The sequence below is a fragment of the Agrobacterium radiobacter genome, assembly GCF_040801995.1.
Classification (GTDB): Bacteria; Pseudomonadota; Alphaproteobacteria; order Rhizobiales; family Rhizobiaceae; genus Agrobacterium; species Agrobacterium radiobacter.
This window is the reverse complement of record NZ_JBEGHX010000001.1, coordinates 2,050,421-2,062,715: the sequence shown is the minus strand read 5'-3', so window position 1 is coordinate 2,062,715 and position 12,295 is coordinate 2,050,421. Positions and strand designations below refer to the sequence as shown.

The 12,295-nt window shown below is 60.0% G+C and carries 10 protein-coding genes; 5 read left to right on the top strand and 5 right to left on the bottom strand.

Annotated features, from left to right (window positions below):
• The first annotated feature begins 133 nt into the window (after nucleotides 1–133).
• The 3 genes from MRBLRC7O_RS10325 to MRBLRC7O_RS10315 all read left to right on the top strand — a co-directional run bounded on the left by MRBLRC7O_RS10325 (nucleotide 134) and on the right by MRBLRC7O_RS10315 (nucleotide 2,564).
• Nucleotides 134–487, top strand: coding sequence for a DUF6867 family protein (locus MRBLRC7O_RS10325; protein WP_004430061.1), 354 nt, complete (start codon nucleotides 134–136; stop codon nucleotides 485–487).
• A gap of 119 nt (nucleotides 488–606) precedes the next feature.
• The gene (locus MRBLRC7O_RS10320; protein ID WP_004430064.1) at nucleotides 607–1,725 is read left to right on the top strand and encodes a branched-chain amino acid ABC transporter substrate-binding protein; all 1,119 of its coding nucleotides are present in this window, start codon (nucleotides 607–609) and stop codon (nucleotides 1,723–1,725) included.
• A 131-nt stretch (nucleotides 1,726–1,856) separates the two neighbouring features.
• Nucleotides 1,857–2,564, top strand: a complete 708-nt coding sequence (locus MRBLRC7O_RS10315) for a polysaccharide deacetylase family protein (RefSeq protein WP_004430067.1) — start codon at nucleotides 1,857–1,859, stop codon at nucleotides 2,562–2,564.
• Between the two features lie 26 nt (nucleotides 2,565–2,590).
• Here MRBLRC7O_RS10315 and MRBLRC7O_RS10310 read toward each other — a convergent pair whose 3' ends face one another.
• From MRBLRC7O_RS10310 to MRBLRC7O_RS10290, 5 genes are all read right to left on the bottom strand, one after another.
• Nucleotides 2,591–3,115 carry an AAA family ATPase gene (locus MRBLRC7O_RS10310; protein ID WP_004430069.1) on the bottom strand — a complete coding sequence of 175 codons (525 nt, stop codon included), beginning with the start codon at nucleotides 3,113–3,115 and terminating at the stop codon, nucleotides 2,591–2,593.
• 283 nt (nucleotides 3,116–3,398) lie between these two features.
• Nucleotides 3,399–4,328: a response regulator gene (locus MRBLRC7O_RS10305; RefSeq protein WP_003510174.1), complete on the bottom strand. Its 930-nt coding sequence runs from the start codon at nucleotides 4,326–4,328 to the stop codon at nucleotides 3,399–3,401.
• Nucleotides 4,325–7,720, bottom strand: a complete 3,396-nt coding sequence (locus MRBLRC7O_RS10300) for a hybrid sensor histidine kinase/response regulator (RefSeq protein WP_080866401.1) — start codon at nucleotides 7,718–7,720, stop codon at nucleotides 4,325–4,327. Before MRBLRC7O_RS10300 ends, MRBLRC7O_RS10305 begins: the two co-directional genes overlap by 4 nt.
• 97 nt (nucleotides 7,721–7,817) lie before the next feature.
• On the bottom strand, nucleotides 7,818–8,588 hold the full coding sequence (locus MRBLRC7O_RS10295; RefSeq protein WP_080866400.1) for an SDR family oxidoreductase: 771 nt from the start codon (nucleotides 8,586–8,588) through the stop codon (nucleotides 7,818–7,820).
• Between the two features lie 216 nt (nucleotides 8,589–8,804).
• Complete coding sequence (locus tag MRBLRC7O_RS10290) at nucleotides 8,805–9,839, bottom strand: glutamine synthetase beta-grasp domain-containing protein (protein ID WP_003510168.1); 1,035 nt, start codon at nucleotides 9,837–9,839, stop codon at nucleotides 8,805–8,807.
• Between the two features lie 481 nt (nucleotides 9,840–10,320).
• Between MRBLRC7O_RS10290 and MRBLRC7O_RS10285 the strand changes: the two genes are divergently transcribed.
• Nucleotides 10,321–10,527, top strand: a complete 207-nt coding sequence (locus MRBLRC7O_RS10285; RefSeq protein WP_003510163.1) for a DUF2735 domain-containing protein — start codon at nucleotides 10,321–10,323, stop codon at nucleotides 10,525–10,527.
• Between the two features lie 360 nt (nucleotides 10,528–10,887).
• Nucleotides 10,888–12,177: an urea ABC transporter substrate-binding protein gene (gene urtA / locus MRBLRC7O_RS10280; RefSeq protein WP_003510158.1), complete on the top strand. Its 1,290-nt coding sequence runs from the start codon at nucleotides 10,888–10,890 to the stop codon at nucleotides 12,175–12,177.
• The last annotated feature ends 118 nt before the right edge of the window (nucleotides 12,178–12,295 follow it).

The window sequence follows — 12,295 nt, the reverse complement described above, 5'->3', positions numbered from 1 at the left end:
GGCCTGCCGTCCTTTCGGCCAAACCTTAAGGATCCCTGGCGGGGCGTAAACAATAAAATGCCCGGCGGGAAACGACGGGACGACAGACAAGGCAGGGCCAGGGCGTTTCCGCCCGGCACTGATGGGGAAAGAGATGCAGGGCCTTTTTTTCGAAACCGATAACGGCGTGCGTTATGTTCTGCGCGCACTGGTTGTTCTCTTGGGTTTCTGGACGGCGTGGCGCACGGGCAGATCGGTGGCCGATGGCTGGGGCGGTTATACGCGGGTGGTGATCTATACGCTCGCACTGGGGCTCGTCATGCGGTTTCTGCATTACGCGCTCTTCAACGGGCCGTTCATCAACGGCTTCTATTACGTGTTTGACGTCGTTCTTCTTCTGGTCTTTTCCAGCATCGGTTTCCGCATGCGCAGGACGAGCCAGATGGTCAATAATTACTATTGGCTCTACGACCGGACGTCGGCATTTTCCTACAAGAAGAAAGATTGACAGGCGGATTTTTCCGGCTGCACAATGCTCGTCAGAGTGGAACGGTTTCCTGTTCAGTGAAGGTGGGTACTGAACAGGTCCTTGCAATCAACCCATCCAAAGGAACTGGGAGTAAAGTAATGAAGAAGTCTCTTCTTTCCGCTGTTGCGCTGACCGCCATGGTCGCGTTTGGCGGTTCGGCCTGGGCCGATGTCGTGATCGCTGTCGGCGCACCGCTGACCGGCCCGAATGCTGCTTTTGGCGCTCAGATCCAGAAGGGTGCCGAACAGGCTGCGAAAGACATCAATGCCGCCGGCGGCATCAATGGCGAGCAGATCAAGATCGTGCTGGGCGACGACGTATCCGACCCCAAGCAGGGTATTTCGGTTGCCAACAAATTCGTTGCTGACGGCGTGAAATTCGTTGTCGGTCACTTCAACTCCGGCGTTTCCATTCCGGCCTCTGAAGTTTACGCTGAAAACGGCATTCTCGAAATCACGCCTGCCGCAACCAACCCTGTTTTCACCGAACGCGGCCTGTGGAACACTTTCCGCACCTGCGGCCGTGACGACCAGCAGGGCGGCATCGCCGGCAAGTACCTGGCCGACCACTTCAAGGACGCCAAGGTCGCCATCATTCACGACAAGACACCTTATGGTCAGGGCCTTGCCGATGAAACCAAGAAGGCTGCCAATGCCGCCGGCGTGACTGAGGTCATGTATGAAGGCGTCAACGTCGGCGACAAGGACTTCTCCGCGCTGATCTCCAAGATGAAGGAAGCCGGCGTTTCCATCATTTACTGGGGCGGCCTGCACACCGAAGCCGGTCTCATCATCCGCCAGGCGGCTGACCAGGGCCTGAAGGCGAAGCTCGTTTCGGGAGACGGTATCGTCTCGAACGAACTTGCTTCCATCGCCGGCGACGCCGTTGAAGGCACGCTCAACACCTTCGGCCCCGATCCGACGCTGCGCCCGGAAAACAAGGAACTGGTAGAGAAGTTCAAGGCCGCCGGCTTCAACCCGGAAGCCTACACGCTCTACTCCTACGCCGCGATGCAGGCGATTGCCGGTGCGGCGAAGGCTGCCGGTTCCGTGGAACCGGAAAAGGTTGCCGAGGCCCTGAAGTCCGGCACCTTCCCGACCGCGCTTGGCGACATCTCCTTCGACGAGAAGGGCGACCCGAAGCTTCCCGGCTACGTCATGTACGAATGGAAGAAGGGTCCGGACGGCAAGTTCACCTACATCCAGCAGGGCAGCTAAGCTCTTCTGTGACTTCCTATCGAAGCCCGGCAGCGATGCCGGGCTTTTTCTTTTTGTGGTCCGGCTTGCCATACTGGAGACAACAAGGCGGGAAACAAAGCCTCTCGGGAAAACTGCAATGAGGGGTAGCAATGACGATAAAGCGAACCGTGTCTCTATTCCTTGTTCTTGCTGGGCTGGCGGCGGTGCTGATAGGCGTGCATTTCTTCAGCAAATCCCGAACGACGCAATTATTTGGTGGCATCATCGCAAGGGTCGAAACGGAAAGGCCGGTGGTGGCGCTGACCTTCGACGATGGGCCGTCGGTGCGTTTTACGCCTGATGTCCTGACGATCCTGAGGGAGCGCGGGGTAAAAGCGACTTTCTTTTTGACCGGTAAGGAGACCGAAGAAAACCTGCCGCAGGCGCGCATGATCGTGAGCGAGGGGCATCAGCTCGGCAACCATAGCTATACGCATTCCAACATGATGTTCATGGGGCCGGCGCGGATCAGGGAGGAGATCGAGCGCACCGATGCGGCTATTCGCGCTGCGGGCTACGAAGGCGAGATCATGTTCCGGCCGCCCTATGGCAAGAAGCTGCTCACCTTGCCCTGGTATCTTTCACGGCATGACCGGAAGACCATCATGTGGGATGTCGAACCGGAATCGTTTCCCGATGTCGCCGACGATGCGGCCGCCCTCGCCAGTCACGTCATCGAGCAAACGAGAAACGGCTCGATCATCATCATGCATGTCATGTATCGAAGCCGCGAGGTATCCCGGCAGGCCTTGCCCCTGATCATAGACGGCCTTCGTCAACGCGGGTTTGAGTTTGTCACCGTTGCGCAATTGCTCTGATATCGCCGAGGCCGAACCTGTCGCTGTCAGCCGATCCGCGCCAGGATAAAGTCGGCACGTTCCTCGATGCCTGATTTTGGCAGCACGACACTATCGTAGCCAAGTGCTTCATAGTCCCGGACAAGACGTTCATACTCCTCGACCGCCGCGTCGAAACCATGCCGGCGCTCATCGTCGCCGCGATAGATTTCAGGCCAGGGCGGGGTGAGGAAAACCAGAGGGTTATAGCGGTGCGTGTTTTTCAGCGTATCGATGAAGCCATCGCCGCCGACATGGCGTAGCGCAGAGGCGGCGTCGATCAGGCCGCGATCGAAAAAGACGAGGCCATCCGCTGGCGCCTTTTGCCGGTCTTCCAGGGCCATGGTGATCGCCCGGCGGGCGAAGGCCTCGATGTCGATCCAGGGCAGGGCGGTGCCGTTATTGCGGGTTTCTTCGATGACGATGCGCCGACCGGGCTCCTCGACGGTTACGAAACCGCGCCGGGCAAGTTCTGCGAGGAGGGTGGATTTTCCGCCGCCGGAGCAGCCGGAAAGGATGATGAAACGGTTCATGGGCGTTTCTCCTGTGTTGGGGATCAGGTGGATCGGGTGGTGATTTTTCGGCAGGCAGGGGTGAGGCAGGTTTCTTCTCCCCGTCGGGGAGAAGGTGGCCCGAAGGGTCGGATGAGGGGGCAAGCTCTCCGAATATCTCGACCCTCGCCCCCTCATCCCGCTGCCGCGACCTTCTCCCCGGCGGGGAGAAGAAACAAGTGGCGACCGCTCGGCCGGAAGCGGATACTCTGCATTCAAGCAGAAAATATATGTTTGCTGAACCTTACCGCACTAATTGTGCTCGTCAGCCCTGATGCAAAATATGCGCCGCCTTGACGGCCGCCGAAGCGCGGTTTTCGACGCCGAGCTTCACATAGATCTGTTCCAGATGTTTGTTCACGGTTCTGGCGGAAAGGCCGAGAATATCGCCGATATCGCGGTTGGATTTGCCTTTGGCAATCCACAGCAGAACTTCCGATTCCCGCGTTGTCAGGGCAAAGTGGTCCTTCAGCAGGTGGTCGTCGGATTTCTCATTGGCGGCTGTCAGACGGAAGAGATATTCGTCCGGTCCCATTGCGCCGAGGAAGGATAGCTGCAAAGCGGGCCGCCCGGCCTCGGTGATCGTCAGCGGTGCATCGCGGGCGGAATCCACTGTTGTCCTGTCGGCCAGCCAGCCGGAAATATGGGCAACGACAATCTCCAGCCCATCATCACGGCCGGTGGCGGCGTTGACCAGCCGGGTTGCCTGCGGTGTGGACCAGTGGATCGCGCCGTTGGCGCGCACGGCAAGCAGGTGGCGGCCGGCGGCATCGAGCGCCACGCGGGCGCTCTGGGCCGAGCGGGCATTGGAGAGGTGCACGCGGATGCGGGCGCGCAGCTCATCGATGTTGATCGGCTTGGTCAGATAATCGACACCGCCGGATTCGAGCGCTCGCACCACATGTTCGGTCTCCGTCAGCCCGGTCATGAAGATGACAGGCACCTGCGCCACGGCGGCATTGGCCTTCAGGCGACGGCAGGTTTCGAAACCGTCCATCGAAGGCATGACGGCATCGAGCAGGATGATATCGGGCGTGATGCGCTCGGCAATGTTGAGGGCGGCCTGACCCGAGGTGGCGATCAGCGCCGAAAAGCCTGATTGTTCCAGTGCATCGGTCAAGAAACCAAGCGCCTCCGGGCTGTCATCCACCAGCAATACGATGTCTCTCGGCAGTGCTGCGCCTGGCCCGCTCATGCCTTACCGTCTCCCCTGTCGCTATCTGAAAACCGTTTGAGAAAATGGGCGTAACCGGCCAGATCGAAAGCCTGTACATAGGTCCCCAGCTCTTGCGTGAAAGGCAGGTTGTCGGTGTTGCGGGCAAGATCGGCGAGTTTCGCTTCTATGCCGCGTATGTAACCTATTTCGCCGAGCCGCTGCAAATCTTGAATGTGAATTGCGCCGGGATGAACGATCTGCGCCGGCGGCTGTGGCGCGGGCGGTGGGGGCAAGTCCGTATCGTAAATCCATTTGAGGCCGAGATGCACGGCGAGCCTGTCGCACAGGTGGCGGATATCGACCGGTTTGGCGATGGCGTCGTTGTGGTTATCTTCGCCCGCACCCGCAACGGTTCCGTCACCGATATTGGCCGAGAGCATGATGAGCGGGGCGATCTGGCCGGCTTCGCGCAGTTTCGTCACGAGCTGCCAGCCGGTCATGCCGGGCATGGAGATATCGATGAGGAAAAGGTCGGGCTTCACACCTTCGATCAGCGTCAGGCATTCCGGTCCGCTCTGGGCGGTCAGCACCACAAAGTCGAGCGGCACCAGAACCTGCCGCATCAGCTCGCGATGGTCTTCGTTGTCATCAACCACCACGATGGTGCGGCGTGGGCCGGAATAGGAGCGGATGGTCTTTTCCGGCGCAGGCGCCGTGCTTGGCCGGTGCACGGCAGACAGCATGAGGCGGACGCGGAAGGTGGAACCCTGATCCTTTTCGCTGGAGACCGAAATCTCGCCGCCGAGCGTGTTGGTCAGAAGCCTTGTGATTGTCAGCCCGAGGCCGAGGCCCGGCATGGGGCGCACGCTTTCGGCCTCGCCGCGCTGGAAAGGCTCGTAGATGCGGGCGAGATCTTTTTCGGCGATGCCGCGCCCGGTATCCGACACCGTGAAGCTTGCGACCTGGCTGCGATAGGCGACATCGAAGGTGACGCTGCCCTCGTCGGTGAATTTGATGGCGTTGGAGAGCAGGTTGACGAGAATCTGGCGCAGACGCTTTTCATCCGTGCGCACATATTGCGGCAGGGAATGGGCGCGTTCATGCCGGAATTCCAGACCCTTGGCCTGCGCCTGCGGGCGGAACATATCGACGATCTGGTCGAGGAAATCCTGAATATTGATCTCGTTGGAATAGACCTGCAACCGGCCCGCCTCGATCTTGGAAATATCCAGAAGCCCGTCGATCAGGCCCGACAGATGGTCGGCGGAACGGCGGATGACCTTGATGGCCGATTGCCGGGGAGGAGGGATAGTTTCGTCGCGTTCGAGGATCTGCGCGTAACCTAAAACGGCATTAAGCGGTGTGCGCAATTCGTGGCTGAGGCCCACAACGTAGCGGCTCTTGGCGCGGTTGGCGGCTTCCGCCGTTTCCTTGGCGTCCTGAAGGGCGGCGTCGGTCTTCTTGTGGGCTGCGATTTCCTTCAACAGCAGCGTGTTCTGGCGTGAGGATTCCTCTTCCGCGACCACCCGGCTGTCATGGGCAAGAACCAGAAACCAGCAGACGATGCCGGCAATGACGGCAAAGACGAAAAACACGATGAGGATGGTGCGGTTGACCACGTCAGCCGTTGCCGGCGAGGCGGTGCCGACCTGATGGGCGATGAGCGCCAATATGCCGCCAATGGCGGTGACGGCGATGGCCGCCGCCATGCCATAACGTCCGAGCCGTGTGGCGAGTTTTGCAACCAGTTGGTGGGGCAGGAAAGATTTTGCGACCGTCGCGACCTGATAGTTGAGCTTGGCCTTCGGCTTGCACATGTCATGGCAGCGGCTGTCCAGCGAGCAGCAGAGCGAACAGATCGGTGCCGCATAGGCCGGGCACCATGCCATGTCCTCCGGCTCGAACGGGTGTTCGCAGATCGAGCAGGTGATGGCGCTCAGCTCGCGCCATTTCTGGCGCGGCTTGCGAGCGAGATAGAATTTGCCCTTCGTGCCCCACGCGATCAGCGGCGAGGCGATGAAGGCGACGATGAGGGTGAGATAGGGCGCAAGCGAGGCAGCGAGTGCGCCGAAGGTGCCGAAATGCGCCATCAGCGCAATGGTGGCCGAAAGCGCCATGGAGCCGACGCCGACGGGATTGATATCGTAGAGATGGGCGCGCTTGAACTCGATGCCCGGTGGGGCAAGGCCGAGCGGCTTGTTGATGAACAGATCGGCCGAGATGGTGCAGAGCCATGCCATGGCGACGATGGAAAAAATGCCGAGCGTTTCTTCCAGCAGGCGATAGATGCCGAGTTCCATCAACAGCAGCGCGATCACTACGTTGAAGACCAGCCAGACCACGCGGCCGGGGTGGCTGTGGGTGAGGCGGGAAAAGAAGTTGGACCAGGCGAGCGAGCCCGCATAGGCGTTCATGACGTTGATCTTCAGCTGCGAGACCACCACGAAGGCGACCATCAGCAGCATGGCCGCCGTATGGTTGGGGATCATGTAGCCGAAGGCGGTCAGGTACATCTGGGCCGGATCGGCGGCGCGGTCCACCGAGACGCCGGAACTGAAGGTCAAGACCACGAGGAAGGAACCGGCCAGCAGCTTCGGCACGCCCACGACGACCCAGCCAGCACCGGCCAGAAAGACCGCGATGCGATGGCGCAGACGGCTCTGTCCCTCGGCGGGCAGGAAGCGCAGGAAATCCACCTGTTCGCCGATCTGCGACATCAGCGCGAGGATGACGGCAGACGCCGCGCCGAATTCCACCAGATTGAAATGGGCCACGGTGCCCGGCGGACCGGAGGCGTGATGAATGCCGGAAAACGCCCGCCACAGATCGTATTTTTCCCAGTCCATCAAAGCGATGAAGATGAAGGGCAATACGTTCAGCACGATCCAGAAGGGCTGGGTGATGATCTGGAAACGGCTGATGAGGCGCACGCCATGGGTGACGAGCGGAATGACCATGACGGCGGAGATGATGTAGCCGATCCACAGGGGAATGCCGAGCGCCAGCTCCAGCGCGCCGGACATGATCGACGCCTCGATGGCGAAGAGCATGAAGGTGAAGGCGGCGTAGATCAGCGAGGTGATGGTGGAGCCGATGTAACCGAAGCTCGCGCCGCGTGTCAGGAGGTCGATATCGACGCCGTGGCGGATGGCGTAACGGCTGATCGGCAGGCCGACGGCAAGCATGGCAATGGCCGCGACGATGATGGCGTAAAAGGCGTTGGTGGTGCCGTATGACAGCGTGATCGCGCCGCCGATGGCTTCCAGTGCCAGAAAGGAAATAGCGCCGATGGCGGTGTGGGAAATGCGGTTGGAGGAAAACTGCCGGGCGCTCTTGGCAGTGAAGCGCAGCGCATAATCTTCCAGCGTCTGGTTGGCGACCCAGCGGTTATATTCGCGCCTGACGGGGATGATGCGTTGCCGTGCGGCCATGCTTACGATCCAGCCCCTTTCCGTAACGGATGTTTCGTCATGCCGCCCGCCGCCAGAGGCCCGGTTTTGCCGGGACGATATGGCTGCGGGAGGTCTCTCACAGCCGCACCGACATGCCGCCATCCACCGTCAGCACATGGCCGTTGACGAAGGAGGCCGCGTCGCTGGCCAGAAACAGGGCCGCACCGGCGATTTCATCCGGCCTGCCCCAGCGCTCCAGCGGCACGCGCAGCTTGGCGAAGGCGACCATCTCAGGGTTTTCGGCAAGGGCTGCATTGGTTTCCGTGGCGAACATGCCGGGCGCAATGGCGTTGCTGGTGATGCCACGCGCGCCATATTCCACGGCGATGGCGCGCATCAGCCCGGTCAGGCCCTGCTTGGCGACGGGGTAGATCGCATCACCCGGCCGGACGATGTGGCCGAGAATGGAGGTGATGGTGATGATGCGGCCGTAACCATTGGCATTCATGGCTTGCGCAGCATCCCGCGACAGCGAGACGGAGGAGGTGAGGTCGGTGCGGATAAGCTCCAGCACATCGTCGTCGCTGAATTCGGCAAGCGGGCGACGGTCGCGCGCGCCGACATTGTTGACGAGAATATCGAGATGGCCGAATTCGTCCATGATGCGGCGAACAAGGGCGCTTCCGGCGGCCGTATCAGCGATGTCGAAGGCCGCATAATCGGCTTTTCCGCCGGCGTTACGAAGGGTGTCTGCCGCCTCTTCCAGCGTCTCGGCATTGCGGCCGGTCAGCCACACATGGGCACCAGCTTCGGCGAAAGCCTTGGCGATTTCGAAACCGAGGCCGCGGCCACTGCCGGTGATGACGGCGATGCGGTTTTCGAGAGAGAATTTGCGGAGAATGCCCATCGCTCACTTTCTTGCTTTAGAGCATCGGACGAAAGCTGTGTCGCGGTTTTCGGAAAATCCGATGCAGTTGCTCGAAGCCACGCAACATTTCTGAATTTGCGCATAAGAAAGTCTATGTCGCGCACGGCGATGGCGAAAGGTCCCCTGTCCGGTCCGGCCGTTTGGTGGACACAAAAATGGCGTCGCCCGGTTCGGGCGACGCCATGTCTTGGCTTATCAGGCAGCAGCCGACTTTGCGAGCGGCACTTCTGCGATCGTCTTCAGAACGACGGAAGCGATCTGGTAAGGGCAGCCCTGCGAGTTCGGACGACGGTCTTCGAGGTAACCACGGTAACCGTTGTTGACGAAGGAGTGCGGAACGCGGATCGAGGCGCCACGGTCGGCAACGCCGTAGGAGAACTTGTTCCACGGAGCGGTTTCGTGCTTGCCGGTCAGGCGCAGGTGGTTGTCCGGACCGTAAACGTCGATGTGCTCCTGCCAGTTCTTGGCGAAAGCGGCCATGAGGGCTTCGAAATACTCCTTGCCGCCAACTTCACGCATGAACTTGGTGGAGAAGTTGCAATGCATGCCCGAACCGTTCCAGTCGGTATCGCCGAGCGGCTTGCAATGGAATTCGACGTCGATGCCGTACTGTTCGCAAAGACGCAGCAGCAGGTAACGGGCGATCCAGATCTGGTCGGCGGCGCGCTTGGAGCCCTTGCCGAATACCTGGAATTCCCACTGGCCCTTGGCCACTTCGGCATTGATGCCTTCGTGGTTGATGCCAGCTTCGAGGCAGAGGTCGAGGTGCTCTTCAACGATTTCGCGGGCAACCGAACCAACGTTCTTGAAGCCGACGCCGGTGTAATACGGACCCTGCGGAGCCGGGTAGCCCTGCTCGGGGAAGCCGAGCGGACGGCCGTCCTGGTAGAAGAAGTATTCCTGTTCGAAACCGAACCATGCGTCCTCGTCGTCGAGGATGGTCGCGCGGCTGTTCGATGCATGCGGGGTGACGCCATCAGGCATCATGACTTCGCACATGACGAGTACGCCGTTGGTGCGGGCCGGATCGGGATAGATCGCAACGGGCTTCAGCACGCAATCCGACGAGTGGCCTTCGGCCTGCTGGGTGGACGAGCCATCAAAACCCCAAAGCGGCAGCTGCTCGAGCGTCGGGAATTCGTCGAATTCCTTGACCTGTGTCTTGCCGCGCAGGTTGGGGACCGGCTTGTATCCGTCCAGCCAGATGTACTCGAGTTTGAACTTAGTCATTACGAACCTCTCATAGGTAACAATGCGAAGCCTTGAGGCCTCCCGTGGCTTTGACCACCGGAAGCGCATTCGCGTTCAAGGGCTGACGGGTTAGATGCATGCCGCGTGCCAGATTGGCGATATCGGGCGAATTCTTCGAAAAATCTTTCAGGGGCCCTGTCATGCAGGGGCTGCGGTATTGCCCCGGCCGGCTTCTGCTGCACTGCGGCGGGCAAATTCACCCCTCATGTTTCATCATTGAATCCTGATAGATAGCCGACGTCTTGCGGGGAAATGCCCTGCTGCGGTGCAATGATTTCAATTGCGCGCGAGGGATCGGCATTTGCCCCAAAAACCGGCGCTTTCGGAATGGTTTTTCTTGTAGATGAGACGATTAATGCCTATATTTTTCGCAGCGTGATTTTTTTTTAATCAAACGGAGCGAATCCGGCGCTTGCGGGTTTGCTCCATACAAAAAGTGCTTCGATGCAAACAAAGTGAGATGATCGAAATGGCAACTGGCATTCATCGCGAGACGGCAACGATCTATCAATTCCCGGTCGGCGGGCGCGCGGGTCTTTCGAAGTTCCGCAGCAGCGGCCTGAACGACCTCGAGCGCCAGGCGCAGGAACCGCATATCGACTTCGGTTCCTGGTATCACGATGATGCGATCCGCGACGAAGAGCGGAACGACAAGCCGCATTCCTGATCTGGCTTCTTGTGAAGTTTTACCGATTGTGGTGGGCCTAGCCACGTTTGCGTCTTCAACTCTTCAGGCCCACTCTGCGTCAACCTCGGGCTTGACCCGTGGATTCACGATGGGAGCGCCTATGGATCCTCGCCTCAAGGGCGAGGATGACGTCGAATAGGCGGGACGGTCGAACATAAAAGCCGGCGGATGTTTAAGCCGAGCTTTCTCCCAAATCTCCTTCCCAGCATCTTTCGCCACCCCGCCTACGTCAATTGACGTATACGGTTTCGCGTCCGCGAGATCGATAGTCCCTCCCAGCAGCGGCCGCAGATGCCGCTGAGCCTCGACGAGAGGCCAACAAGGAGAGGGGTTCTTCCGATGATGTTCCGCAAGACGCTTAGTGCCGCGCTGCTTGGCGCGATCCTGTCCACCACCGCCTTCCACGGCGCGTTTGCAGCTGATGACACGATCAAGGTCGGCGTGCTGCATTCGCTTTCCGGTACCATGGCGATTTCAGAGACGACGCTGAAAGACGCCATGCTGATGCTCATCGACGAGCAGAACAAGAAGGGCGGCGTTCTCGGCAAGAAGCTCGAAGCCGTCGTGGTCGATCCGGCCTCCGATTGGCCGCTGTTTGCCGAAAAGGCCCGCCAGCTGATTTCGCAGGACAAGGTCGCCGCCGTCTTCGGCTGCTGGACGTCTTCCTCGCGCAAATCCGTGCTGCCGGTTTTCGAAGAGCTGAATTCGATCCTGTTCTACCCGGTTCAGTACGAGGGTGAGGAATCCTCGCGCAACATCTTCTATACGGGTGCGGCACCGAACCAGCAGGCCATTCCGGCCGTCGATTATCTCGCCAGCACCGAAGGTGTGGAGCGCTGGGTTCTGGCCGGCACGGACTATGTCTACCCGCAGACCACCAACAAGATCCTGAAGGCCTACCTGATGTCGAAGGGCGTCAAGGAAGAGGACATCATGATCAACTACACGCCATTCGGTCATTCCGACTGGCAGACGATCGTGTCCGACATCAAGAAGTTCGGCTCGGCCGGCAAGAAGACCGCCGTGGTCTCCACCATCAACGGCGACGCCAACGTGCCGTTCTACAAAGAACTGGCGAACCAGGGTATCAAGGCGGAAGACATTCCGGTCGTCGCCTTCTCTGTTGGCGAAGAAGAGCTTGCCGGTCTCGATACCGCACCGCTCGTCGGCCACCTTGCCGCCTGGAACTACTTCCAGTCTGTCGATGCTCCGGTCAATGCCGAGTTCATCAAGACCTGGCACGCGTTTACGAAAAACGACAAGCGCGTGACCAACGACCCGATGGAAGCGGCCTATATCGGTTTCAACGCCTGGGTAAAGGCCGTCGAATCCGCCGGCACGACCGATACGGACAAGGTCCTGGACTCGATCATCGGCGTTTCGGTGCCGAACCTTTCGGGCGGTTACTCCACCGTCATGCCGAACCACCACATCACCAAGCCGGTGCTGATCGGCGAAATCCAGGCCGATGGGCAGTTTGAGATCGTGCAGCAGACACCGCAGGTGGTGGGTGATGAATGGTCGGATTACCTGCCGGACTCGAAGGATCTGATCTCGGATTGGAGGAAGCCGATGTCTTGCGGCAACTTCAATGTGGCCAGCGGCAAGTGCGGCGGCAAGGGTAGCTGATAGCGACGGTTGGTTGCCGCCCCCTTGTCGGGGGCGGTGACTTTGCACTCCTATCGCCCGAACTGAACAAGCATGCCCCCCTCTGCCCGGCAGGGCAGAGGGGGGTGGCGGCACCCAC